This window comes from Aeromonas sp. S12(2024), assembly GCF_041402305.1.
Taxonomy (GTDB): Bacteria; Pseudomonadota; Gammaproteobacteria; order Enterobacterales; family Aeromonadaceae; genus Aeromonas; species Aeromonas veronii.
In genome coordinates this window covers 167,206-192,620 of sequence record NZ_JBGLRB010000004.1, presented here as the reverse complement: position 1 = coordinate 192,620, position 25,415 = coordinate 167,206, and the positions used below count along the sequence as shown (strand labels likewise).

19 protein-coding genes and 4 tRNA genes are annotated in these 25,415 nt (G+C 61.6%); 8 read left to right on the top strand and 15 right to left on the bottom strand.

The genetic code is table 11. The annotated features are described in order from the left end of the window. Nucleotides 1-50 precede the first annotated feature (50 nt). The gene (gene argH, locus ACB035_RS06000) at nt 51-1,436 is read left to right on the top strand and encodes an argininosuccinate lyase (protein WP_371166896.1); all 1,386 of its coding nucleotides are present in this window, start codon (nt 51-53) and stop codon (nt 1,434-1,436) included. A gap of 75 nt (nt 1,437-1,511) precedes the next feature. Here argH and ACB035_RS05995 read toward each other — a convergent pair whose 3' ends face one another. Further along, a complete protein-coding gene (locus tag ACB035_RS05995) occupies nt 1,512-1,967 on the bottom strand; it encodes a hypothetical protein (protein WP_139494793.1) in 456 nt (151 codons plus the stop codon). 253 nt (nt 1,968-2,220) lie between these two features. Further along, nucleotides 2,221-2,736, bottom strand: a complete 516-nt coding sequence (locus ACB035_RS05990; RefSeq protein WP_371166895.1) for a ClbS/DfsB family four-helix bundle protein — start codon at nt 2,734-2,736, stop codon at nt 2,221-2,223. 133 nt (nt 2,737-2,869) lie between these two features. Here ACB035_RS05990 and ACB035_RS05985 point away from each other — a divergent pair, with 133 nt between their 5' ends. After that, entirely contained in the window at nt 2,870-3,202 is a 333-nt protein-coding gene (locus ACB035_RS05985) for a hypothetical protein (protein WP_371166894.1), read from the top strand. Between the two features lie 86 nt (nt 3,203-3,288). On the opposite strand, the gene ACB035_RS05980 is transcribed toward ACB035_RS05985, so the two are convergent. The 6 genes from ACB035_RS05980 to plsY form a co-directional block, all read right to left on the bottom strand. Next, entirely contained in the window at nt 3,289-4,461 is a 1,173-nt protein-coding gene (locus ACB035_RS05980; RefSeq protein ID WP_236563405.1) for a nucleoside recognition domain-containing protein, read from the bottom strand. 105 nt (nt 4,462-4,566) lie between these two features. Next, nucleotides 4,567-4,642, bottom strand: a tRNA-Asn gene (locus tag ACB035_RS05975). Between the two features lie 8 nt (nt 4,643-4,650). Beyond that, nucleotides 4,651-4,726, bottom strand: a tRNA-Phe gene (locus tag ACB035_RS05970). 3 nt (nt 4,727-4,729) lie between these two features. Further along, nucleotides 4,730-4,805 (bottom strand) — tRNA-Thr (locus tag ACB035_RS05965). A gap of 51 nt (nt 4,806-4,856) precedes the next feature. Then, a tRNA-Phe gene (locus ACB035_RS05960) sits at nt 4,857-4,932 on the bottom strand. A gap of 47 nt (nt 4,933-4,979) precedes the next feature. Next, on the bottom strand, nt 4,980-5,642 hold the full coding sequence (plsY, locus tag ACB035_RS05955) for a glycerol-3-phosphate 1-O-acyltransferase PlsY (protein WP_139405176.1): 663 nt from the start codon (nt 5,640-5,642) through the stop codon (nt 4,980-4,982). Between the two features lie 157 nt (nt 5,643-5,799). Here plsY and folB point away from each other — a divergent pair, with 157 nt between their 5' ends. From folB to ACB035_RS05940, 3 genes are all read left to right on the top strand, one after another. Further along, nucleotides 5,800-6,171, top strand: coding sequence for a dihydroneopterin aldolase (gene folB / locus ACB035_RS05950; RefSeq protein ID WP_335848659.1), 372 nt, complete (start codon nt 5,800-5,802; stop codon nt 6,169-6,171). Then, nucleotides 6,171-6,680 carry a 2-amino-4-hydroxy-6-hydroxymethyldihydropteridine diphosphokinase gene (gene folK / locus ACB035_RS05945; protein WP_323926754.1) on the top strand — a complete coding sequence of 170 codons (510 nt, stop codon included), beginning with the start codon at nt 6,171-6,173 and terminating at the stop codon, nt 6,678-6,680. Before folB ends, folK begins: the two co-directional genes overlap by 1 nt. Before the next feature lie 126 nt (nt 6,681-6,806). Next, nucleotides 6,807-7,295, top strand: a complete 489-nt coding sequence (locus tag ACB035_RS05940; protein WP_371166893.1) for a YbaK/EbsC family protein — start codon at nt 6,807-6,809, stop codon at nt 7,293-7,295. Here ACB035_RS05940 and mdtD read toward each other — a convergent pair. Both mdtD and ACB035_RS05930 read right to left on the bottom strand, forming a co-directional pair. Continuing rightward, complete coding sequence (gene mdtD, locus ACB035_RS05935) at nt 7,267-8,670, bottom strand: multidrug transporter subunit MdtD (protein ID WP_371166892.1); 1,404 nt, start codon at nt 8,668-8,670, stop codon at nt 7,267-7,269. The two genes, ACB035_RS05940 and mdtD, sit on opposite strands and share 29 nt — an antisense overlap. An 11-nt stretch (nt 8,671-8,681) precedes the next feature. After that, complete coding sequence (locus tag ACB035_RS05930) at nt 8,682-9,290, bottom strand: TetR/AcrR family transcriptional regulator (protein ID WP_005336110.1); 609 nt, start codon at nt 9,288-9,290, stop codon at nt 8,682-8,684. Nucleotides 9,291-9,380: 90 nt separating this feature from the next. On the opposite strand from ACB035_RS05930, the gene ACB035_RS05925 reads away from it, so the two are divergent. Together ACB035_RS05925 and ACB035_RS05920 are read left to right on the top strand one after the other, a co-directional pair. Then, complete coding sequence (locus tag ACB035_RS05925; protein WP_371166891.1) at nt 9,381-10,481, top strand: efflux RND transporter periplasmic adaptor subunit; 1,101 nt, start codon at nt 9,381-9,383, stop codon at nt 10,479-10,481. Beyond that, nucleotides 10,478-13,585, top strand: a complete 3,108-nt coding sequence (locus ACB035_RS05920) for an efflux RND transporter permease subunit (RefSeq protein WP_371166890.1) — start codon at nt 10,478-10,480, stop codon at nt 13,583-13,585. Before ACB035_RS05925 ends, ACB035_RS05920 begins: the two co-directional genes overlap by 4 nt. On the opposite strand, the gene ACB035_RS05915 is transcribed toward ACB035_RS05920, so the two are convergent. The 5 genes from ACB035_RS05915 to ACB035_RS05895 form a co-directional block, all read right to left on the bottom strand. Next, a complete protein-coding gene (locus ACB035_RS05915; protein ID WP_371166889.1) occupies nt 13,570-14,697 on the bottom strand; it encodes a GTP-binding protein in 1,128 nt (375 codons plus the stop codon). The two genes, ACB035_RS05920 and ACB035_RS05915, sit on opposite strands and share 16 nt — an antisense overlap. Before the next feature lie 9 nt (nt 14,698-14,706). Next, nucleotides 14,707-16,101 (bottom strand): D-arabinono-1,4-lactone oxidase, encoded by a 1,395-nt coding sequence (locus ACB035_RS05910; protein ID WP_371166888.1) that lies wholly within the window; start codon nt 16,099-16,101, stop codon nt 14,707-14,709. 162 nt (nt 16,102-16,263) lie between these two features. After that, nucleotides 16,264-17,850: an EAL domain-containing protein gene (locus ACB035_RS05905; protein WP_021231269.1), complete on the bottom strand. Its 1,587-nt coding sequence runs from the start codon at nt 17,848-17,850 to the stop codon at nt 16,264-16,266. A 271-nt stretch (nt 17,851-18,121) separates the two neighbouring features. After that, nucleotides 18,122-20,719: a bifunctional aconitate hydratase 2/2-methylisocitrate dehydratase gene (gene acnB, locus ACB035_RS05900; protein WP_371166887.1), complete on the bottom strand. Its 2,598-nt coding sequence runs from the start codon at nt 20,717-20,719 to the stop codon at nt 18,122-18,124. A gap of 229 nt (nt 20,720-20,948) precedes the next feature. Next, on the bottom strand, nt 20,949-23,210 hold the full coding sequence (locus ACB035_RS05895; protein WP_371166926.1) for a patatin-like phospholipase family protein: 2,262 nt from the start codon (nt 23,208-23,210) through the stop codon (nt 20,949-20,951). 234 nt (nt 23,211-23,444) lie between these two features. On the opposite strand from ACB035_RS05895, the gene ACB035_RS05890 reads away from it, so the two are divergent. After that, nucleotides 23,445-25,355 (top strand): methyl-accepting chemotaxis protein, encoded by a 1,911-nt coding sequence (locus tag ACB035_RS05890; RefSeq protein WP_371166886.1) that lies wholly within the window; start codon nt 23,445-23,447, stop codon nt 25,353-25,355. Nucleotides 25,356-25,415: the final 60 nt, after the last annotated feature.

The window sequence follows — 25,415 nt, the reverse complement described above, 5'->3', positions numbered from 1 at the left end:
TCAAGCTCGGTGGCCAAGGCGCCGCCGACAACGCATTCAAGGAGAGCAGTATGGCACTTTGGGGTGGACGCTTCAGTCAGGGAGCCGATAGCCGGTTCAAGCAGTTCAACGATTCGCTGCGGTTCGATTACCGGCTGGCGGAGCAGGATATTCAGGGCTCCATGGCCTGGGCCAAAGCGCTGGTGAAAGTGGGCGTATTGACCGCCGATGAACAGGGCAAACTGCAACAGGCGATGGAGGTGCTGCTCGCCTCGGTGCAGCAGGATCCGCAGCAGATCCTGAGTTCGGATGCCGAAGATATCCACTCCTGGGTCGAGAGCCAGCTCATCGCCGCCGTCGGCGATCTTGGCAAGAAGCTGCACACCGGCCGCTCGCGCAACGATCAGGTCGCCACCGACCTGAAACTATGGTGCAAGGCCCAGGGCGAGCTGCTGCTCGGTTCCATCACCGCCCTGCAGCAGGGGCTGATCGCCTCCGCCCGTGCCAATCAGGCTGCAGTACTGCCCGGTTACACCCACCTGCAGCGGGCCCAGCCGGTCACCTACGCCCACTGGGCGCTGGCCTATGTAGAGATGCTGGAGCGGGACTACTCCCGGCTGCAGGATGCCCTCAAGCGCCTCGATACCAGTCCGCTCGGCTGCGGCGCGCTGGCGGGCACCGCCTACGCCATCGACCGTGAAGCCTTGGCGCTCGACATGGGCTTTAGTGGCGCCACCCGCAACAGTCTGGATTCGGTCTCCGATCGGGATCACGTGGTGGAGCTGATGCACGTGGCGTCCCTCTCCATGACCCACCTGTCGCGCTTTGCCGAAGATCTCATCTTCTACAACACCGGTGAGGCGGGCTTTGTCGAGCTCTCCGATGCGGTGACCTCAGGGTCGTCGCTGATGCCTCAGAAGAAGAACCCGGATGCGCTGGAGCTGATCCGTGGCAAGACAGGTCGGGTGGTGGGCGCCCAGATGGGCATGCTGATGAGCCTCAAGGCACTGCCGCTGGCCTACAACAAGGACATGCAGGAAGACAAAGAGGGGCTGTTCGATGCCCTCGACACCTGGCACGACTGCCTCGATATGGCGGCGCTGGTGCTGATCGATCTGAAAGTGAATGGCGAGCGCACCATGGCGGCGGCGCAGGGCGGCTATGCCAACGCCACCGAGCTGGCAGACTATCTGGTGGCCAAAGGGATTCCGTTCCGTGAAGCGCACCATATCGTCGGTGAAACCGTGGTCTTTGCCATCAGCGTGGGCCGCCCGCTGGAGGAACTCTCCATCGGCGAGTTCCAGCGTTTCAGCCCGGTGATCGAGTTCGACGTCTACCCCAATCTGGAGCTGGAAGCGACCCTCGCCAAACGGGTCGCCAAAGGCGGTGTTGCCCGCGAGCAGGTTGAGGCAGCCCTGACCGCAGCCGAAACCTGGCTGGCAAAACGGACGGGTTAAACCAACCTGCTTGTCATTCGAACTAGAAAGCAAAACGGCAACCTCAGGTTGCCGTTTTTTATTGCCTGCCACCGTTCACGCGCTGGCATTGAGCAGCTTGCCAACCCCCTCCCCCTTGCCATTGGGCAGGGTCTGCTTAAAGGCACCGAGCAGCTGGTCGAGGTTGAGATGGCTGGCGCCGAGGGAATCCTTGAGGGTATCGAGCTCGCTTTGCAGCGCATCGAGGCGGGTACTCTGGGTGCCGCTCGCCAGCTGGTTGCGGGCGCTGTCGATGGCAGCTGGGAGGGATTGACCACCATTCTCCTGCCCCAGAGTCTGCATCAGCTCCCCCATAAAGTGGTTGATGGCCGAGCGGTTCTGTTCGCTATCGGCATCCTTGATACCGAGCCGCTGGAACAGGCTCTGGACGGTCGGGGCAAGGCGATCCTCCTGCACGGCGGGCTGCACGGGCTGGGGTTTGCTACTGCTGCCAAGCAGCTGACTGCCCAGATTGAGGGCGATCGAGGCAAGGGGAAGCAGGCTGCTGATCATGATAACTCTCCGCGACGACGACCTTGAATGGTGTTGCCAAGAGATGTGCATAAGCGGGGCCAGCGCGGCGATAAAACGCACCGCACCGGCTAATCCCTTGAATGGCTGATCTATTTATTCAACCTGCACACCAGCACGCAGGAGATGGCCGAGCGCAAAGGGGAGTCAGGCGGCCAGTAGCTGCCGCCACGGGCGGTAGTGGCAATATGGTGGCAAAGCCTTTTGCCGCCCACCCGAGCCGGCCCCCTTCCTTTCACACCCTGATCGCCAACTCTTTGAGCCACTTGCGCAGCCGCCCGTTGGCGTTGAGATAGGGGGAGGCGCTATTGAACTGGATCATCCGCCCGAGCGTCCACTTCTCATACCAGAGGCAGCCATACAGCTGCAGGTCGCTGCGCGCCTCCACCAGTTCAATGATGTGCCCTCTGGCGGCAGCCAACCGCTGTAACAACGCCGGATAGCTGAGCCCCTCGTAAGCCCGATAGAACTTTTGGGCCAGCCTGCCCAGCTCGTTCCACTTAAAACCGGTTTCGGGAAAATCCACTGGCAGACCCGCCGCATCCCGCTCGCTCCACCTGATCAGCAGTTCGTTCCAGCCGATAAGGTAGGCCAACAGATTGACGACGCTCATGGTGGTTCCCCTGCTGTGCCCTGCCAGGGTCGGCTCCCGCACCCGGCTCTCGGGGACGGCCTGCAACGCCTTGAACAACTTGCTGAAATTGGTATCGATCGCGAGTAGCAGCTCGGCCTTGTTTTGCGGGATCCCCATTGCTCTCCCCTTTTCTGATTTGCTTGCGGTGCAGCCGAGGCGATTGCCGCAACCCCGGCAGCACGTTACGCTAGCCCTCTTCCATCCTGTGCAGCTCATCCAGTGCAGGCCAACCATCACGGCAAGATCGGCAATGAATCAACTAATCAGCTATATCAGGGCCATTCATCGACAGGAGTGCCCCGTCACTCTCACCCGCCAAGAGAGTGAACACTATAGCGAGCATGATGAGAGCGGCACTGTGATCCAACACCAGATAACCACCAGCTGGTTTACCAATGGAGTCGTCATCCGCCAGCAAACCGAACAGGACGAAGCGCCATCGCAGCAGCTTTGTACCGAGTGCTGGATCAGCTATCGGGTCATCGCCAGTCCCATTCCCATCACTCCAGCCAGCAAGCTGTTTCACAACCACTGTCAGGAGCGATTCTGGTTGAAGGTGCAGGGCATCACGCAGCAAAGGTGATTGGTGCGCCCGTGAGCAGGGCGCGGCAGGGGGAAACGCAAAGAGGCTCCGAAGAGCCTCTTTTTGTATCCGTGTCTGAACCCGACTCAGCCCAGCAGCAGATAGAGCTGGTGAGCGGCCACACCGGCGCACAGGCCACCGATAGTGTGGGCGACGATGGCGCGGGAGGTGAGATGGCGATAGCCGAGGGCATCGAGCATGGCTGTATGGGTGCTCAAAAAGCCGCTCCAGCACATCCCCATGGCGGTAAACACCGCGACCTCGTTACCAGTGATCCACCCCTTGGCGATAAAAGGGGGCACCAGCGACATGGCGGCACCGACCGCACCAAGGGAGGTAGCCGGGAAGGCAACCAGCTCCGGCTGCTGGAAGCCGAACAGCAGGTCAAACAGCCAGCTCACCTTGGCGGCCAGCACCGGCAGCAGGGCAACCCCTTGAAACGCTTCGCCGGTATAGCCCTTGTCGCCTGGGCCAAAGGTGAGCAGCATCACGAAGGTACTGATTATCAGCACCCCGGGGATCACCGCCATCCCCAGCTCCACGCCAGATTTGCCGCCATCGAGCAGAGAGTTGAGGATCCGCAGCCAGCCGGGAGCCGCCTCTTTGGTCACTCCCACCTTGGGGCCGTTGCCCGCAGGCTGGTCATCGATCAGCACTTCCCCCACCAGTGGGCGAATCATCCGCTGCATCAGTCGGGTAGAGACCACCGAGCCCACCAGAGCACCGAGCAGCCCGATCAGCGCCGCGCTGGCGGTGGATTCACCGCTCGGCAGTTGCAGGGTGGCCATAAAGGTGACCACGATCAGCCCCATGCCGAAGGCGGTGCCGAAGTTGGTGAGCGACACTAGCTGCCAGGGGGTGAAGCCCTTGCGAAAGCGGCTGTCCTTGGCGAGGCTGATCACCGCCGGGTTGTCGGAGAAGAAGGTCATCAGGGCCGCCAATGCGGTGCGACCGGGCAGGCGAAACACCGGCTTCATCAGCGGGGCCAGCAGCACCTCCAGCAGGCGGATCACCCCGAACTCGCTCAAGAGTTGGCTCAGGGCACCGGAGAGCACCGTGATCCCCATGATAAAGAGCACGGTATTGAGCAGCAGCTGGTGGGCTGTATTGAACAGGGTGTTGACCATGGCAGAGAGGCCCATCTGGCTGCCGAGGTAACCGAACAGGCTGCCGAGAATAAGCAGCACCAGCACGGGTTCCATCCAGTTCCGAATGGCGGCAAGTCGCCCCTTTGACTCTATAACTACATGATTTTCCATATCTATCCTGCGGTTCATCTGTGCGTGTGTGGTTGTTTTTATGGTTAAAAAATGGCTGCGCCAAATAGAAAAAAGCCCTTGTCTTGCGACAAGGGCTTTTTGAATTGGCTCCTCCTACTGGACTTGAACCAGTGACATACGGATTAACAGTCCGCCGTTCTACCGACTGAACTAAGGAGGAATTGTAATTGGTGCCCAGAGACGGAATCGAACCGCCGACACGGGGATTTTCAATCCCCTGCTCTACCGACTGAGCTATCTGGGCAAATGGTGCCGGCTACCGGAATCGAACTGGTGACCTACTGATTACAAGTCAGTTGCTCTACCTACTGAGCTAAGCCGGCACACTTTAAACCATTGTGCATGAACAAATTTTTATTTCATGGCACCAAAATTGGTGCCCAGAGACGGAATCGAACCGCCGACACGGGGATTTTCAATCCCCTGCTCTACCGACTGAGCTATCTGGGCGTGGGCGCTATTAAACGGATTTTAAGGCGGATGGTCAACGGGAAATTTCACTTTTTGTCTCGTTCGTCTCTTTTTTGCGCAACATCGTCCATTTCTGCCACTTCTTCGGCACAGGCCGCGCCTTTTCGCCCCCAGACTCTGGGTTCCTCCCCCTTGAGCAGGCGGGAGATGTTCTCGTGATGGCGGATCAGAATGAGGCAGGAGAGCAGGGAGACTGGCAGGGTATATTCGGGTTTGAGCAGATAGGTGAAGAGCGGCGTCAGCAGCACGGTAATGATGGAGGCCAGCGAGGAGTAGCCGCTCACCAGCAGCACCAGCAGCCAGGTGCCAATCACGGCGCCCCCCATGGTAAAGCCGATGGGCATCATGGTGCCCAGCGCCGTCGCCACCCCTTTGCCACCACGAAAATGAAAGAAGATGGGGTACATATGGCCGAGACAGGCGGCGACCCCGATAAAGCCGAGGTAGACGGGTTTGATCTGCAGATACCAGGCGAGATAGACGGGCACAGTGCCCTTGAGCACATCGAGCAACAGCACCACCAGCGCCGCCATCCGGCCACCGAGGCGCAGCACATTGGTTGCCCCCGGATTGTGGGAGCCATGATCCCGCGGGTCGGGCAGACCGCTGCAGCGGGAGACCAGCACAGCACTGGATAGTGAACCACCCAGGTAGGCCAGAATAATCATCAAAATCGTCAGGGCCGTCATCTTGGTCGTTTTTACCACGATATGAATGGGGTATGATGCGGGCCACATACGCTGGCATGGGCCCATGCCCACCCAGAACGCCTCGGCAAGCCTGTTGCCCGGCCAGCATCCCTGCGCTGTCATCACAGCCCATCAAGAGTAAAGAAGAAGTACAGTCATGGACAAGGTGTTTATTCGCGGACTCGAAGTTTTGACCACCATCGGTGTATATGAGTGGGAGAAGGGCATTCGCCAAAAGCTCCGTTTTGACCTTGAGATGGGGTTCGACAACCGCCCCGCGGCAGCAACCGACGACATTAATCTGGCACTGGATTATGCCGACCTCTCCAACAAGATTTGCGAGCATGTCAGCAGCAAGGTGGTCGAGCTGGTCGAGACCATGGCCGAGCAGGTCGCCATGCTGGTTCTGACCGACGAGCGGGTACAGTGGGTCAAGGTGACCCTCACCAAGCCGGGCGCCGTGCCCAATGCCGCAGGGGTCGGCGTCGAGATCCTGCGCCATCGCACCCCGACCGCGAGCAGCAACTGATGACCACCATCTATATCAGCCTGGGCTCCAACATCGAGCGGGATCGCCATATTCGCGCCGGGCTCGATGCCCTGCACGCCGAATTTGGCGAGCTGCGGGTCTCCCGGGTATTCGAGAGCGAGGCGGTCGGCTTCAACGGCCGCCCCTTCTACAACCTGGTGGCGGCTGCCGAGACCGATCTGCCGCTGACCACCGTCTGCCAGCGACTGCGGGCCATGGAGTTCGCCCACGGCCGTGAGCCGGATGCCAAGAAGTTCGCCCCGCGCACCCTGGATCTCGATCTGCTGCTCTATGGCGATCTGGTCTGCGACACCCCGCTGGCGCTGCCGCGCGGTGAAGTGCTCACCAACGCCTTCGTGCTCTGGCCGCTGGCCGAGCTGGCCCCCAAACTGCGCCACCCCGTCGATGGCCGCACCATGGGCGAGCTGTGGCAGGCCTATGACAAGGCCTCCCAGCAGCTGTGCCCTATTCCCTTTCACTGGGAAGCGTGCGAATTGCAGCATCACTGATCCGCAAGGGCGCCTCACGGCGCCCTTGTTGTTTGCACGGACAGGGTTGCTTATCACGGATAAGAAAGTGTCATTGGGCCTGACCCTGCGAGGCTGGCAGGATAGCGCCCACTACAGGAGAACCCCATGCCACTCGATACCATTCACCACTTCAACTGCCAGCTGCTGGCCGAACTGCCCCACCAGCGCTATGAGCATGAACCCATCCTCGACTACGCCACCGACGAAAAGGTCAAGGCCCGCCTCGGCTGGCAGGCGGAGTTCAGCAAGACCCTGTTTCTCAAGTTCAAGGATGGCCGCTTCGCCCTGCTGCTGACCCACAGGGACGGACGGCTCGACAACAAGGCGGTCAAGGCCGCACTCGGTGCCAAGCCCTCCATCTGCACCGCCGAAGAGATGCAGGCGGAGATTGGCTGCCTGCCGGGGGCGGTCTGCCCCTTCCTGCCCCGCGCCGATATTCCACTACTGGTGGACCCGCAACTGCTCAACCACACCGCCTTCACCTGGACTCCGGGCCACCCGGAGCAGACCTTTCTGCTGGCGACCGAGCATCTGGCCGAAGTGCTGGCGCAGCTCCCCTGCAAGGTCAGCTATCTGCCCGCCCCGACGGCGTAGCCCCATCGCGCGCCAGCTGTGCGAAGATCAGCGCCGCCAGCATGGAGAGCAACCCGACACAGAGGTAGGTAAGATGGAACCCGGCCAGCCACTGGCCGTTGGCCGCTGAGGTACCCGCCGAGAAGAGCCCGAGCAGGCTGGCGGCAATCGCCACCCCCAAGCTCATGGAGAGCTGCATCACCACCGAGAGCAGACCGTTGCCACTGCTGGCCAGGGTCGGGCTGAGATCTTGCAGCGTGAGAGTGTTCATGGCGGAGAACTGCAGCGAGTTGATGGCGCCGAAGATCGCCAGCCAGCCCAGCAGGACCCCGTAGGGGAGCTGGTTGTCGATAAAGTAGAAGCTGGCGATCATCGCCCCCAGTAGCAGGGTGTTGCCGATCAGAATGCGGCGATAGCCCACCTTCGGAATCAGCTTGTTCACCAGCGTCTTGGTCAGCATGGCGCCAATCACTGTGGGGATCATGGTCATCCCCGCCTTGCTCGGGGAGAAGCCGAGCCCCAGCTGCAGAAACAGCGGGGTGAGGAAAGGCATGGCGCCGCTGCCAAGGCGGGCAAACAGGTTGCCCCAGATGCCGATGGCAAAGGTGGCGGTCTTGAACAGGTTCAGGCTAAAGAGCGGCTGCGGTGCATTGGCGGCATAGAGCCAGTAGCTCGCCATCGCCGCCAAGCCGAAGATCAGTGCAAACAGCGCCCAACCGGTGGAGATGCTGTGCTCCCCCAGCCCCTGCAAGCCGACCGACACCAGCACCATGCCGACGCTGAACAGCACAAATCCCTGCCAGTCAAACCGGGCGGTCTGCTGCCGCAGCTCCGGCATAAAGTGCCAGCTGGCGATAAAGCCGAGCAGCCCCACCGGCAGGTTGATGAGAAATACCCAGTGCCAGCTCGCCACTTCCACCAGCCAGCCACCGAGTGCCGGCCCCATCAGCGGGCCGAGCAGCCCCGGGATGGTGACAAACGACATCACCCGCAGCAGCTCATGCTTGTCATAGACCCGCAGCACCGCCAACCGTCCCACCGGCATCAGCAGCGCACCGCCAATCCCCTGCAACACCCGGGCGGCCACCAGCATGGAGAGCGAATTGGAGGCGGCGCAGGCGAGCGAGCCGAGGGTAAAGAGCGAGATGGCGGTCAGATAGATGCGGCGGGTGCCGAATCTGTCTGCCAGCCAGCCGGAGGCCGGGATCAGCAGCGCCACCGTCAACATGTAGGCGATGATCACCGACTGCATCTGCAGCGGGCTCTCTCCCAAGGTCTCGGCCATGCTGGGCAGGGCGGTGTTGAGAATGGTGCCATCCAGCGCCTGCATAAAGAAACCGACCGCCGCCAGCAGGGGCAGCCACTTGCGCTGGGCATCTGTCACTGTGTGGCTCATTGCCACCTCCATTATTTTTGCGGGGGAGCGGCGGCGGTCAGGAAGAGATCGACACAACTCAGGGTCCAGGCATCCTGCTCGGCAGCACTCTGGGTCAACGGCAGACCCAGCTCACGGAGCATGCGCTCCTTGCCCTGCCACATCAGCAACAGCTGCAAGGCGGCCTGTTCACTGTCTTGATGGCACAGCAGGCCTTGCTGCTTCTGCTGCTCCAGCCAGTTGGACAGCATCTTGGTCACATAGAGCGGGCCCGCCTCGAAAAAAAGGGTGGCCAGCTGGGCATCGTTGCAGCTGATGCAGGTGCGAAAGATATTGATGGCATCATCGCTCAGGATCAACTTGCGAAAGCTGCGACCAAAGGCAATCAGGCTCTCCCGCACATTGTTGCCACGCAACAATACCTCCGGCATCAGCTCGCTGCTGACGCACTTGCTGCCCACCGCTTCGGCAAACAGCGACTCCTTGTTGGCAAAATGGCTGTAGACCGTCTGCTTGGAGACGCCCGCTTCACTGGCCACCATGTCCATGCTGACCAGATGCAGACCGTGCTGACAGAAGAGCCGCCCGGCAGCATCGAGGATCGCAGCCCGCTTCTGCTGACTACGGGGTGAAATGTTCATTTTTCCTCCACAATCAAACTGGACAGTCTAGTTTCGAAAAACTAGACTCACCGGTGTGATTTGATGTTATGTCAACCAGAGGATGATGTCATGACACTTTGCTTAATCCTGCTGGCGCTGTTACTGAGTGGCTGCAGCCCGGTCACAGAGTCAGAAGAAACACCCGCCCTGACCCGGGTGATCGCCCAGCCGCTGCAAGCCAGCGATCACTACCCGGTGCTGCACCGCTTCAATGGCAGGGTGATCGCCCCCGAGCACAGCCAGATAGGCTTCGAGCTGGCAGGGCGGATCGCCACCCTGCACAAGGGACGCGGAGAGCCGGTAGCGGCCGGTGAGCTGCTCGCCACACTGGACACCCGGCTGCTGGAAGTGGAAGCCAAAGAGCTGGCCGCCCGGGCTGCCCAGAACGAGGCCGAGCTGACCCTTGCCCGGCAGACGCTCGACCGGCTCACCGCCTTGCGCCAGCAGCAGTTCAGCTCCCGTCAGGCGCTGGATGAACAGCAAGGCAAAGTCCGCATGCTGGAGGCAAGCGCCAACCAGCTGGCCGCCGCCCTCGAAGCCAACCGGGTCAAACAGGAGAAATCACAGCTGCGCGCCCCCTTCAACGGGATCGTAGTCAGCCGCGAGCAGGCATTGGGGGCCGTGGTGGCCGCAGGCCAGCCTCTCTTCTCCCTGACCCGCAGCGGCCAGTGGGAGGCCGATATCGGCGTGCCGGTGAAACAGGCCGAGTCCCTGATCATCGGCCAACACTACCCCCTGCAAAGCGGTGCGCAATCACTGGAGGGGCGCCTGCTTAATCTGGGGGTACAAGTGGACGGGCAGACCCACACCCGCACCGCCCGCTTCCAGCTGACCCGGGGCGGCGAACAACTGGCAGAGGGGCAACTGATCACCCTGTTGCATCAGACCCGCGAGCCCACCCGCGCCTACGAGGTGCCGCTCACCGCACTGACCCAGGGATTGCGCGGCAGTTGGACCCTCTATCTGCTCAACGATGAAACACCACCCCGGGTGGTCAGTCGGGACGTCACCCTGCTGCAGCAAGATGGCGAACGAGCCTGGATCAGTGGAGCCCTGAACGGACAGGAACAGCTGGTGACCGATGGCCTGCATAAACTGGTGCCGGGCCAGCAGGTCACCCTGACAACCAGCGTGGATCATCAGGCAGCTCATCCGGAGCCACAGTCATGATCCGCCCGTTTATCGAAAATGGCCGACTGCTGCTGTTGACGGTCGCGCTGCTGCTGACGGCCGCCCTTGCGGCATTGCAGACCCTGCCCAGAACCGAAGATCCCCAGCTCACCAGCCGCTTTGCCAGCGTGGTTACCCACTTCCCCGGGGCCAGCGCCGAGCGGGTGGAGGCGCTGGTGAGCGAGCCCATCGAGAACCGGCTGCGGGCCCAGAGCGAGATCAAGCTGATCGAGTCGAGCTCTCGCCCCGGTCTCTCCATCATCAATCTGGAGCTCAAGGATGAGGTCAGCGATGTCGAGCCCGTCTGGTCCAGAGTCCGTGACCGGCTGGCAGATCTTGCCGCCGGGCTGCCAGCTGGCGCCAGTGCCCCCAAGCTGGATGATGAGAAAGGCTATCCCTTCACCCGGCTGGTCAATGTGGTCTGGCGCGGGCCGGGCCAGCCGCAGCTGGATCGCCTCGCCCGCTACAGCGCCGAGCTGGAACGCCGGGCTCGCCAGCTGCCGGGCACCGAATACGTCGAGCGGGTCGGGGCACCACAGGAGGAGATCGAGGTGCGGTTCGATCCCCTCGCCCTCAGTGCCAGCGGCATGAGTGGCGAACAGCTTGCCCAGGCGCTGAGTGGTGCCGATGCCAAAGTAGCCGCCGGGGAGTTGCAGGGCAGCCACAATCGCTTTCAGGTGGAGATCCGCGGTGCCCTCGATACTCTGGAGCGGATCCGCCAGATCCCGCTGCGTACCGGCGAGCAGGGCCAGACCCTGCGCCTTGGCGATCTGGCCGAGGTACGGCGTACCCTGCACCAGCCGGAGAGCCAGCTGGCTTTTGCCAATGGTGAACGGGCCGTGGTGGTCGGCCTGCGCATGGCACAGGATCACCGCATCGACCTCTGGTCGGCACGGGTCGATACCATGCTGGCCCAGCTGCAACAGGACTTGCCGGATAATATCGGCCTCGTCACCAGCTTCGATCAGCAGCGTTATACCGATCAGCGGCTCGACACCCTGCTCATCAACATTGTGCAGGGATTCCTCATCATAGTGGCCGTGCTGCTGGTGACCTTGGGAGTCAAGGCCGCCATTATCGTGGCCCTGTCGCTGCCGCTTACCGTAGCGTTCTCATTCGCCTGCATGAACCTGAGCAATCTGCCCATTCACCAGATGTCGGTCACCGGTCTGGTGGTGGCGCTCGGGATCATGGTGGACAACGCCATCGTCATGGCGGATCGGGTGCAGTATCAGCGCCGTCACGGCATGGCCATGAGTGCCGCCGCACTGGAAGCCATCGGCCACCTCTGGCTGCCACTGCTGGGCTCCACCCTCACCACCATGCTCGCCTTTATGCCGATCATTCTGATGCCGGGCCCGGCGGGCGAGTTTGTCGGCGGCATCGCCTGGGCGGTGATCTGTTCGCTGCTGGGATCCTACCTCATCGCCCACACCCTGGTGGCTGGCCTCGCAGCCCGCTGGATTGGCAGTGATCAGGGGGGGCGCTGGTATCAGGATGGCTTGCACCTGCCCCGGGTGAGCGCCCTTTTCCAGCAGAGCATCGCCATGGCGCTGGCTCACCCCTGGCGGACCCTGCTGCTGGTCAGTCTGCTGCCCCTGCTCGGTTTCTGGGTGGCGGGCCGCCTCACCGAACAGTTCTTTCCCCCTGCCGACCGGGACATGATCCACATCGAGGCCAGCCTCTCTCCACAGGCGAGCCTGGCGCGCACCCGCGAACTGGCACTGGGGATCTCCGCCGAGCTGGCCAGCCTCCCCGAACTGGTTCGTCAGGACTGGGTGGTGGGCGACAATGCCCCCAGCTTCTACTACAACCTGGTGCCCAGAAAACAGGGGCGGGCCGATTACGCCCAGGGGATGATCACCCTGCAGGATGCCGATGCCGCCGAGCGGCTCATTCCACAACTGCAGCAGCGGCTCGATGCAAAATATCCCGAAGCGCAGATCCTGGTGCGCAAGCTGGAACAGGGGCCGCCTTTCAATGCCCCGGTCGAGCTGCGGCTGTTTGGCCCCGACCTTGAACAACTACACCGTCTGGGAGAGGAGCTGCGCAGTCTGCTCGCCAATACCCCGGCCGTGGTGCAGACCCGCGCCACCTTGCAGGCAGGGGCACCCAAACTCTGGTTGCAGGTCGATGAGGAGGCCGCCCGACTGGCAGGCATGAGCCTGACCGATGTTGCCTCCCGGCTGGCGGGCGCACTGGATGGCAGGTTGGGCGGCACTGTGCTGGAAGGCACCGAGTCAATCCCGGTTCGGGTGCGACTGGCCGAGCCCTTGCGTCAGGATCCGGATGCGCTGCTCAATGTGCCGCTATCGCTCACCGGCACCGGCCAGCAAGGGGTAGCCAATCTCACCTTGCGGGCACTGGCCACTCCCGAGCTGCTGCCAAGTTGGGGGGAGATCAGCCGTCGGGATGGTGAGCGGGTCAATGTGCTGGAGGCCTATCTGGCTGTCGGCGTACTGCCGCAAACCGTGCTGGAGCAGGTCAAAGAGAGGCTGGCCGCCAAGGCGCTGGCGTTGCCGCCGGGTTATCGACTGGAGTTTGGCGGGGAAGCCGCCAAGCGGGATGAATCGGTGGGCAATCTGATGGCGCACGTCAGCCTGGTCGCCGTGCTGCTGGTGGCCGTGCTGGTGCTCAGCTTCAACTCGTTCCGGCTGGCAGGCATCGTCACCCTGGTGGCGATCCAGTCGGCGGGGCTCGGGCTGCTGTGGGTCTGGCTGCTGGGTTACCCTTTCGGGTTTACGGTGATCATCGCCCTGCTGGGACTGATGGGGCTGGCCATCAACGCCGCCATCGTCATTCTGGCTGAGTTGAAGGCAGACCCGCTGGCACAGCAGGGCAATCTGCCGCAGATCCGCGATCTGGTGGCCGGTTGCAGCCGCCACATCGTATCGACCACCATCACCACAGTGGGCGGCTTCATCCCGCTATTGCTGGGGGGCGGCGGCTTCTGGCCCCCCTTTGCCATCGCCATCGCCGGTGGCACAGCGCTGGCGACCCTGCTCTCGTTCTACTTTGTGCCGGTGGCGTTTGTGTTGTTCAACCGCCGCCGTCCTGACCCGGTACAGGAGAGTTGCAACGCGCAAGATCAGTTGTCGGGCTGACCCAGCATGGCTTTGAGCCGCTCTTCCAGAGTGGGCTCGGGGGCCTTGAGGGTCGCCATAAAGAGCTGCTCGATACCGGCCTTGTCCTGACATTTCACGATAAACACCAGTCGGGACTGGGCCTTGCCCTCCGGCCAGTCACCCAATGCCTGCAGCGGATAGAGCTGGCCGTGGACGCCGTGGATCACCACCGGCTGGCTCTCCCCTTCCAGCTGCAAAATCCCCTTGAGGCGCAGCAGGGCATCGCCATACTGCGCCTGCACCGCATCGATGGCGGCCAGCAGACGAGAGGGCTTGAGCGGCTCGCCGATACGCAAAGAGAAACTCTCGATGTTGCCGTGCTCGAAGTGGGTGGGCGCTGCTGTGCCCACCTTGGCGGCGAACGGTTGCATCTTCGGCTGCATCGGTGACGCCAGCCCCTGCTTGGGGGATTCGGTGCGCAGCCAAGCCAGCAGCTGGCGCACATCGCGCCCTGCCGCTTCGTTGTAGGCGCCGAGCTTCTCCAGCACTGCTGGCGACAGTTCGCCATTGGTCACCTGCTGGATGGGGGCCGCCGGATTGAGGGCCGCCAGCTGGGCTTCGACCCGTGCCAGCTGTTCGTCCTCCACCAGATCCCCCTTGCTCACCACCAGCAGATCCGCCAGCGCCACCTGTTTCACCGCTTCATATTGAGCCGCCAACTGCTGCTCGATATGGCCGGCATCCACCACGGTGACGGTGCCATCGAAGCGGTAGCGCTGGGCGATAAAGCCCTCTTCGCGCAGGGTAAAGAGCACGGGGGCCGGATCGGCGAGGCCAGTGGTCTCGATAATCAGCCGCTTGAACGGTTTGATCTTGCGCTGGATAGCCTTCATAAACAGCCCCTGCAACGCCTCCACCAACGAGCCCTGTACCGAGCAGCAGATGCAGCCGGAGTCGAGCAGCATCACCTGCTCATCCACCTGCTGCACCAGATGGTGATCCAGCCCCACCGAGCCGAACTCGTTGATCAGCACGGCGCACTCACCGAGCTCCGCCTGCTTGACCCAATGGTTGAGCAAGGTGGTCTTGCCGCTGCCGAGAAAGCCGGTCAGCAGGGTCACTGGGATACGGGTATCTTGCATATCGGTCATGTCAGATCCTTACCGGTTGGCAAACAGGTCGCTGAGCCAGCGGTTTTCAAAGCGGCCGTGGGGGTCGAGCTCGGCTTTCAACGCCACGAAGTCGTTCCAGCGCGGCAGCAGGGCCGGGAAATCGTAGAGATCCATCGCCAGATGCTTGCCGAAGTGGGGGATGCCGCCAAGGGGCGCCAGCAGTTGCTGCAGCTCGCGCATCTGCTCCATGGAGCCGTTGACGAAGGTGCCGTCCGCCGCCAGATAGACCAGAAAACCGATCCAGCAGACCGGCTGGCCGTAAGCAGCACTGAGCCAGGCCTCGGAAGGGCCAGTGCAGCGCAGGATAAAGGGGTAGTGCAACACACCCGGATTGGCCTGCTGCCAGGCCTGCAGGGTCTCCAGTGCCTCGTTCATGCGATTAAGCGGCACCGCCACCTCGCAGTTGATCTGGGGGGCCGGGATCCCCTTGCAGAGGATCTGGTAGACGTTGCCCACCAGATCGGAGGCATCCTTGAAGCGGCGCACCGTCTCGAAGTGCTCGCCAGCCAGCGCCTCATCCTTTGTGTCTTTCGCCATCTTCTGCAAGGTGGCATCAATGGTGGCATTCATGCGGGCGTCGATATCACCATCCAGCAGCAGCGGCTCGCTGCCGCCGGCGCGGTAACGGGCCACTTCCTCATCAGAGGCGGGATCCACCAGCCAGATGTGGCTCTCGCCGGTCCAGGCAAACCACCAGCTCTTCACAAAGCCATGCTCGCGGTTGAGCCGTTCGTTGTGCTCCAGGAGGAAGGGGTAATCGGTGGTGAACTTGGTGCAGCGCATGATGCGGTTGGGCACGGTGCGCAGGGTGACGTCGAGCAGGATGCCGAGCATCCCCATCCCCATCACGAAGGCACCGAAGCGCGGATCGGTGCGATCCACCCGGATGATGTCGCCACTGGCCAGCATCACCGTCATCGCCTCCACCGCATCGCAGAGGGCTGACTGGTGCAGCCCCTGGCCGTGGGTGCCGGTGCTGAGGGCGCCGCCCAGGGTCTGGATGCCGATAACGCCCGGGGATGCGGGCAGCATCCGCTCCATGGCGATCAGCTCGGCATAAACGGTATCGAGCGGCGTCCCCGCCTGATAGGTCACGGTATCGGCCGTTTTCGCCAGCTGGCCGCGCAGGTGGTGCAAGTCCACCAGCAGCGCCTGACTGCCCTCGGCATAGACGCTGTGGATGGGTTCGAAGGAGAGGCCGGAGCCGATAAGGCGCAGCTTGCGCTCGGGGTGTTCCCGCAGCAGCATTTGCAGCTCGTCGCGGCTTTTCGGGCGCCATACCTGATCCAGCGCCCCGAGGGGATTGGTTCTCGACCAGTTGAACAGCACCTCCCGATTACCGATCGCCTTGATGCTGTGAAATGCCTGGAACTGAACCGTCATACCGCGCCTCATCTTTTACTGACGTCAAAATGAGCGCTGATTCTACCGAAAAGCGAGCCGCAAGGCATGAAAAACAAGCCCCTGCACTCGAGGGGGGATAGGGAGAGAGCACTCCCCTACCCTGCCAGACGGGAGCTTGTCCGCCCGTCAGTCACCGATAAATCAGGTCGCATTCGGGATGCCTCGCACCCCATCTGGCTGGCGGGTCTGTGCCTCTTCCGGCAGCAGCTCCTCACAGAACTGGCGCAGCGGCATGGGGCGGGCAAACAGGTATCCCTGCAGATAGTCGACCCCTTTGGCCCTGAGGTAGTCAGCCTGACGCTCGCTCTCCACCCCTTCCGCCACCAGCGCCAGACCGAGCCGGGTCGCCAGATCGATCACGTTGTCCACGATATGTTCCGAGAGCGACTCGGTACCGATGCGGGCGATAAAGGATTTGTCGATCTTGAGGTAATCCACATGAAACTGCTGCAGGTAAGCCAGGCTGGAGTGGCCGGTACCAAAGTCGTCGATGGCGAGTTTTACCCCCATCTCGTCCAGCTGGCGGAACAGGGAGAGGGTCTGGGGATCTGACATCAGCAGCTCCCGCTCGGTCAACTCCAACACCAGTACCACCTTGCCGGGGAGGAAATGCCCGAGGAAGGCGCGACACTCGGCCAGCAGGGCAAAATCGTGGCAATGGGCGGCGCTGATGTTGAAGCTGATATGAAACCCATCGGGCAACTGCTCCTGAGAGCGGTTCAACCGTGTCGCCACCTGCTTCATGATATGGGTGGTCATGGGAACGATCAGTCCCGACTCCTCCGCTTGCGGGATAAAGAGATCGGGCCGGATCACCCCTTCATTGACATGCTCCCAGCGCATCAGCACCTCGGCGCCCATCATCTTGCCGTCGTGGCTGGCAATCAGCGGCTGCAAGTAGGGAACAAACTCCCTGGCCCGCAGGGCGCGTCGCAATTCATCTGTTGGCGAGCCGGGACGCCCCAGCACCCACCACACCAGCCAGGCCAGCAAAAGCGAGGAAACCGCCAGCCACGACAGCGCCACATGCCGCGCGGCCCACAGCGACTTCCAGTAGACCGGCATGGCATAACCGGCATGGATGGTGAAAGGATAATGGGATGAGGTGAGGGCCTGGCTGATCCCGCGATGGAGGGTGGGCGCCTCGCTCAGATAGCGGCCAGACTCATTGAGCCAGGCCGATCCCACCTGCAGATAGAGCGCACTGGATTTTCCGCTCATGGAGAGCATGAAGCTGAGCTGGGTACTGTCGATGGCACTCAAGGCGGCATCCTTGCCCTGCTCGGTGCGCACCACCAGCAGCGGGTGATTTTGCCGCACCCGGTTGCCACTCATCAGCAACAGCTTGCGGCCGGTGTAGATGGAGCCGTCATCGGCATCATTGGCCTCACCAAACAGCGAGGTGCAATTGATGATGCCGTTTCGCACCAGATTGACCGAACGCAGGAAGGGCTCGATGGCGACCTTCTTGCGCAGCACCAGCAGGTTGTCGCGACAGGGAGCCTTCACCAGAGGCAGCACGGAGCGATTGGCCTGCTCCGCATGATCCAGCATCGACTCCATCAGGGTTCTGGCCTTGTGGGCCGAGGCGCTGGATTCCGCTTTCAGCTCCTGCACATAATTGCTGTGGATGAGCCAAGCTCCCACCAGCAGCGGCAGGGTAAAGACCAGCAAGGCACCGCCGAAGCGTAACCCGGTTCGGGAGAGATCGATCCTGAACAGAAACATAAAGAACCACGCCGCAATTCGTCAGGCCTGCCAACGCAAGCACCCAGTGAACAGATATCCACTTTCCCTCGATAACGATGCCTCATCATTACCGCACATAACCGAACAACATAACCCAAAGCGTTTATAAAACGAACCACCAAACAGGTGGTTGGATCTCTCTAGCAAGGATCGTGCAAACAATCTTCAAAAAAGACGGTGAATAACACACAAATAAATAATGCCGCGTAAATACGCGGCATTATTGGCTTCTTATCGCGCAAGAACTCCGTTAAACGGCTTGTTGCAGGATCACCGCATCGGCCTTCTTGGTGTAGGAGGCGATCTCGTTGAAGTTGAGGTAGCGGTAAGTATCTGCCGCAGTGGCATCCAGCGCCTTGGCGTACTGCAGGTACTCCGCCACAGTCGGGATCTTGCCGAGGATGGCGGCAACAGCGGCCAGCTCCGCAGAGGCCAGATAGACGTTGGCACCTTTACCCAGACGGTTCGGGAAGTTACGGGTGGAAGTGGAGACCACCGATGCCCCTTCCGCTACCCGCGCCTGGTTACCCATGCAGAGGGAGCAGCCCGGGATCTCGATGCGGGCACCGACGCGACCAAAGATGCCGAAGTAGCCCTCTTCGGTCAGCTGATCCTTGTCCATCTTGGTGGGCGGCGCGATCCACATGCGGGTCGGCAGCTCGCCCTGATACTTCTCGAGCAGTTTGCCGGCGGCACGGAAGTGACCGATGTTGGTCATGCAGGAACCGATGAACACCTCGTCGATCTTGTCGCCAGCCACGTCGCTCAGCAGACGGGCGTCGTCCGGATCGTTCGGCGCACAGAGGATCGGCTCCTTGATGGTGGCCAGATCGATCTCGATGATTTCGGCGTACTCGGCATCCTTGTCCGCTTCCATCAGGGTCGGGTTGGCCAGCCACTCTTCCATCCCCTTGATGCGACGGGTGATGGTGCGTACGTCGCCGTAGCCTTCGGAGAGCATCCATTTCAGCATCACGATGTTGGACTTCAGATACTCGATGATCGGCTCTTTATCCAGCTTGATGGTGCAACCGGCAGCGGAACGCTCGGCACTGGCATCTGCCAGCTCGAACGCCTGCTCTACTTTCAGGGTCGGCAGACCTTCGATCTCGAGGATGCGGCCGGAGAAGATGTTCTTCTTGCCCGCTTTCTCGACGGTCAGCAGCCCTTTCTGGATGGCGGCGTAGGGAATGGCATGGACCAGATCACGCAGGGTGATGCCCGGTTGCAGCTCGCCCTTGAAGCGCACCAGCACGGATTCCGGCATGTCCAGCGGCATCACGCCGGTGGCGGCGGCGAAAGCCACCAGACCGGAGCCCGCCGGGAAGGAGATCCCGATGGGGAAACGGGTGTGGGAGTCACCACCGGTACCGACGGTATCCGGCAGCAGCATGCGGTTCAGCCAGGAGTGGATGACGCCGTCACCCGGACGCAAGCTCACACCACCGCGGTTCATGATGAAGTCCGGCAGGGTGTGGTGGGTCTGTACGTCGATGGGCTTCGGATAGGCGGCAGTGTGGCAGAAGGACTGCATGGTCAGATCGGCGGAGAAGCCGAGACAGGCCAGATCTTTGAGCTCGTCGCGGGTCATCGGGCCCGTGGTGTCCTGAGAGCCGACCGTGGTCATCTTGGGCTCGCAGTAAGTGCCCGGGCGAATGCCCTTCACGCCGCACGCCTTGCCGACCATCTTCTGGGCCAGGGTGAAGCCTTTGCCGGTATCGGCCACCGGCTGCGGACGGCGGAACACGGTGGAAAACGGCAGACCCAGCGCTTCGCGGGCCTTGTCAGTGAGGCCGCGACCGATGATCAGCGGAATACGGCCACCGGCGCGCACTTCGTCGATCAGCACGTCGGTTTTCAGTTCAAACTGCGCCAGCACCTGGTCGGTGCCGTGTTTGCAGATCTTGCCGGCATAGGGGTAGATGTCGATCACATCGCCCATTTCCAGCTTGGAGACGTCCACTTCGATAGGCAGAGCGCCGGCATCTTCCATGGTGTTGAAGAAGATCGGGGCAATCTTGCCACCCAGACAGACACCGCCAGCGCGCTTGTTCGGCACGAACGGAATGTCGTCGCCCATAAACCAGAGCACCGAGTTGGTGGCGGATTTACGGGAAGAACCGGTACCGACCACGTCACCCACATAGGCCAGCGGGAAGCCTTTCTCTTTCAGGGCATCGATGGTCTTGATGGGGCCGACGGCGCCATCCTTGTCCGGAGTAATGCCGGGACGGGCGTTTTTCAGCATCGCCAGCGCGTGCAGCGGAATGTCCGGGCGGGACCAGGCGTCCGGCGCCGGAGAAAGGTCGTCGGTGTTGGTTTCGCCGGTCACCTTGAACACGGTGACGGTGATCTTCTCGGCCAGCTCCGGGCGGGAGAGGAACCACTCGGCATCAGCCCAGGACTGCATCACCTGTTTGGCGTGGACATTGCCCGCCTTGGCCTTCTCTTCCACGTCGTGGAAGGAGTCAAACATCAGCAGGGTGTGAGAGAGCCCCTTGGCGGCAAGCGGCGCCAGGGAGGCGTGATCCAGCAGGTCGATCAGCGGTTGAATGTTGTAACCACCCTGCATGGTGCCCAGCAGCTCAACAGCTTCGGCGGCAGTCAGGATGGGAGAGTGGGCTTCGCCCTTGGCGACGGCGGTGAGGAAACCGGCTTTGACATAGGCCGCTTCATCAACACCGGGGGGAATACGGGAGGACAACAGCTCTTTCAGAAAGTCTTCTTCGCCAGCGGGCGGGTTCTTGAGAAGCGTTACCAGGGCGGCGACCTGCTCTGCATCCAGAGGTTTGGCAACCACGCCCTCGGCGGCACGTTCTGCGACGTGTTTACGGTATGTTTCAAGCACGACTAATTCCTCTTTGGTCTTTTTTTGGGGTTCGCCCACGCTCGCGGCGATCGTCCTTGCGGGACACCCCGTAGGGTGCTCCCCACTATATAAGTTTTAACGACTAATTAAAATCCAAACCCTGTTTACTTATTCACCACAAAGTCGTAACCAATTAAACGAACTGGTGTTTTTTGAAAATTAATTGAACGCCCTCAACCATAGTTAACAAATTGGCATCATTTCGGCATTATTCGAACGTACTGCCCAATTGCAGATAGAAGACGTCATTGCCCCCCTCCGCCATGCCGTAGCCGAGGAACACAGGGCCAAGGAAGCTCTCCACCCCGACATAAAGCGAACCGGCGGTGAAGGAGCTCTCCAGACTGATATCCTCACCCTTGTTCCAGACCCCGCCCTGCTCCAGAGATCCACCCAGATAGAGCGGCATCTTGAGGGCACCAAAGTCGTTGTCCGCCACCCGATAGATGTAGCGCAGGCCACCAAACAGGCTGTAGCGACCGCTCAGCTGGTAGCGCTGGAAACCGGAGAGGCGGAACAGCCCGCCCAGATCCTGAATATGCAGCGGCACCACCTCTTCACTGCCCGAGCCACCCCCTTCGAGGATCAGGTTGAGGCTGTGCCTGTCCCATGACCAGGGCTTGATCATCGAGAGCTGATAATTCCAGCCTTCACTGCGACCATCTGCTGACTCGAGTCCATCCACACTGACGTGGGAGTGGCCCAGTTTCATGTCCCATTTCATCCCCTGATAGGGGAAATAGCGGCTATCCAGATTGTCGTGTTCAAAGCGGACATAGGGGCCCCACGCCGTGGCATCCATCTCCAGCCCCTTGAAGTTCTTCACATCAATCGTGCCCAGTTGTCCCTCCAGTCCCATCGACAACCGGCTCCAGGGCTGGCGGTTCCAGCCCACCGCCAGATCACCGCTGAAGAAGGAGTATTCGGAGTCGAGATAGCTTATCGAAACCGTCTCGGGATCCGGATTGGGGAAAAACAGGCGGCGCAGGGTCTGGTCATAGGCCAGACTCGCCTCACCATAGAAGGTCTGGGAGGGTTCGAGCGGGGTATAGAAGTCGGTCTTGATATGTTTGGCCGTGCCCAGCGACGCCTCGGTCAGCCACTCCGCCCCCCACTCGTTGACGTTGGTGAGGGTATAGGACATGCCGACGTTGTAGTTGGAGGTGTTCTCGAAGTCATCGGTGAAACCGAACTGGAAGTTGAGGTAGCCCGGCCCCCAGTTCTTCTCGCTGGCATCCACCAGCAGCACGTTTTCCCCGTCACGCTCCTCCACCTCGTAGGTGATGCGATCGAACGACTCCAGCGCGTAGAGGCGGCGAATGCCCGCTTCCAGACTCTCGTTGGTCTGCACCTTGTCCGGACGCACTTTCAGCATGGCGCGCACCGTCTCATCGGAGAGGCGCGACTTGTTGATGATCTCCACCTTGTCGATGAAGTAGGCGGGCTGACCGCTACGCTCGGCACGGCGGCTCAGCTTCTGGTTGCGATAGGCGTTGTACTGCGCCTTGGTGAGCGACAGTTTATCGAGTTGCAGCGACACCTTGTCAGCCGCCGTTTCACCGATCTTGATCCCCTCCGGCATCCGGGCAAAGTCGGCGATCCCCATATCGCCAAACTCGGGAGCGATCAGTATGTCTTTCGGCCCCATCAGCGCCTTCTGCTTGTCGGTGCCCACCTGGGTCATGTAGGTGGTGAGCTGGTCGATCATCGCCAACCCTGACTTGAGGGACTCCCGGGTACGCAGCTTGGCACCGATATCCACCGCGATCACCACGTCGGCCCCCATCGCCTTGGCGACATCCACCGGCATGTTGTTGACGCTGCCGCCGTCCGCCAGGATGTGCCCCTCCCACTCCACCGGCTTGAGGGCGCCGGGAATGGACATGGAGGCCTGCATCGCCTTGGCCAGGCTGCCGTGATCGAGCACGAAGGGGGTGACCGTCTCCATGTCGGTCGCCATGGCGCGGTAGGGAATGGGGAGATCATCGAAGCTCTCCTGCACCGGCAGGTTGGAGGTGGCCCCCCGCAGCAGGCTGGCCATGGATTGGCCCTGGAAGAAACCGTCCGGCAGCTGGGTGGTGTCGCCATTCACCCCGATGTCGGTGCGCAGCTGGTACTGCTCGTTCTGCTGCTTCTTGCGCAACGACAGCTCGTCGCGGCCCACCTTGTCCTGATACCCCTTGTTCCAGTCGATGGCCAAAGTGGTGCGCTCCACCTCCTCGGCACTGAGCCCCATGGCGTACATCCCCGCCACATAAGAGCCCATGCTGGTGCCGACTATGATGTCGACCGGAATCCGTTTCTGCTCCAGCACCTTGAGAATGCCGATATGGGCCGATCCCTTGGCGCCGCCGCCGCTGAGCACCACCGCAATTTTCGGGCGCTCCCCCTGTGCCGCCACAGCCAGCAGCGGCATCGCCGCCAGCATAACCAAAAGCAGACGGGTCCATCCCGCACCTAAGCTGCGCATCATATTTTCCATATTATTCAGAGGGTCAGTCACCAAGGATGGCCTCTACTATAAGGGGCCCGGCAGTTAGCGCAACCGTCAATCCGCATCCCGCCTGTGCAGCATGCCGACGGGGCAAGCCGCCACCCCTGTGAGCGCAAACGTAATCCGCAAATAAAGGGCTGCAAGCCTCATGGGTAGCGCCGCGCTGCCGCTAATATGAGCGTCGTCAATCTCAACCTTTTGAGCACCTTTATGCTGGCAACCCTCACTCTTAAACAGAAAATACTGGCCACGGTCACCCTGGCTGTGGTCGTCTCCTGCCTGCTGGTAGGCTACTTCAGTCAACGCTCGGCCCAGCAACTGATCGAAAACCGGATGTTCGAGCAGGAGCTCCCCAACCTGACCCAGCGGATCAGCAAGGAGATTGAACAGGATCTCCACGGCATCGCCCAGGCCGCACGCCAACTGGCCACCGACCGCTTCATCCTCGACTGGGTGGATCGGGGCATGCCCAAAGAGCAGGAGCCAATCCTCATCAACCAGCTCAAGGATGTGGCCAACCAGTATGGTCTGGTGACCGCCTCCTTCGCCGATCGCCAGAGTGCAGCCTACTACAACCAGGATGGCTTTCTGCGCAACCTGACACCCACACAAGACGCCTGGTTCTATGACTACACCAAGAGCCAGAAGGAGATGACCCTCAGCATCTTCCGCGAGAGCAACGGCGAGGTGAAGCTGTTCGTCAACTTCCAGCAGCTCAACGGGCGCGGGCTGGCCGGCTTTGCCAAATCCCTCGACACCATGGTGACCATGGTCTCCAACTTCCGGCTGGAAGAGAGCGGCATCGTCTTTATGGTCGATGGCAGCGGCAAGGTGAAGCTGCACCCCGAGGCCAACCGCATCGAGCGTGACACCCTTGGCAACATTGCCAGCGGTGATACCGGCAGCCTGCTGGCCAAACGCCCCTTTGCTGTCATCAACGCCGAAGTCAATGGCGAGCCCATGGTACTGGCCAGCAGCTATATCCCGCTGCTCGACTGGTATCTGGTAGCCCAGGTGCCAGAAGCCGAGATCTATGCCGAGCTGGATCAGACCCGCAACGAGATCCTGATGATCTCGCTGGTGATTGCGCTCGCCATGGGGCTGATGGGGATGCTGCTGGCAGGCTCGGTCAGCCTCCCGCTCAACGAGCTGGCCCGCCTGTTCAAGGAACTGGGCAGCGGCGATGGGGATCTCACCCAGCGCCTGAAAGTGGAGGGGCGTGACGAACTGAGTCAGGTCGCCACCGGCTTCAACAACTTCGTCGCCAAGATCCACGGCTCCATCGAGCAGGTGGCGGAGAACTCCCGCCAGCTCGCGGCCACCGCCAACGAGGTGGCCAACAAGGCGCAGCTGACCCAGCATAACTGTACTGCCCAGCGTGACCGCACCGTGCAGGTGGCCACCGCTATCCACGAAATGGGGGCCACGGTGAGCGAGATCGCCGGTAACGCTTCGCTGGCAGCCGAAGTAGCCAGACAGGCCAACGATCAGGCCGATGCAGGGGCAGTAGTGGTAGCGCAGGCGCGCCACGGCATCGTCGACCTCTCCGGCGAGATTGAGCAGGTGGCAGGGGTTATCGAGTCGCTGGCGAGCCAGACCGACTCCATCGGCAGCATCCTCGAAACCATCCGCAGCATCTCGGAGCAGACCAACCTGCTGGCATTGAACGCCGCCATCGAGGCCGCTCGCGCCGGTGAACAGGGTCGCGGTTTCGCCGTGGTGGCAGATGAGGTGCGTAACCTCGCCAACCGCTCCGCCGCCTCGACCGCCGAGATCCAGGGGATGATCAACCGCTTGCAGGAGCAGAGTGCCCGCGCCGTCAGCGCCATGGCGCAGGGTCGCAACCAGAGTCTGGAGGTGGTGAGCCAGGCCGATGAGGCCAACGCCGCCCTCGGCCAGATCACCGCCCACATCACCCAGATCAACGACATGAATATCCAGGTCGCCACCGCCACCGAGGAGCAGTCCAGTGTGGTCGGCGAGATCAACCGCAACGTGGAAGATATCAACCAGCTCACCATGGAGACCGCCGATATCGCCCACCAGCTGACCGAATCGAGCCGCAGCCTGCAGCAGCTCTCCGGTCATCTGGACAAGCTGGTTGGCAACTTCCGACTCTGACCCAGGCCTTGACCTAAGCCATCAACAACAGAGAGCACCGTGGCGCTCTCTGTTGTTTTG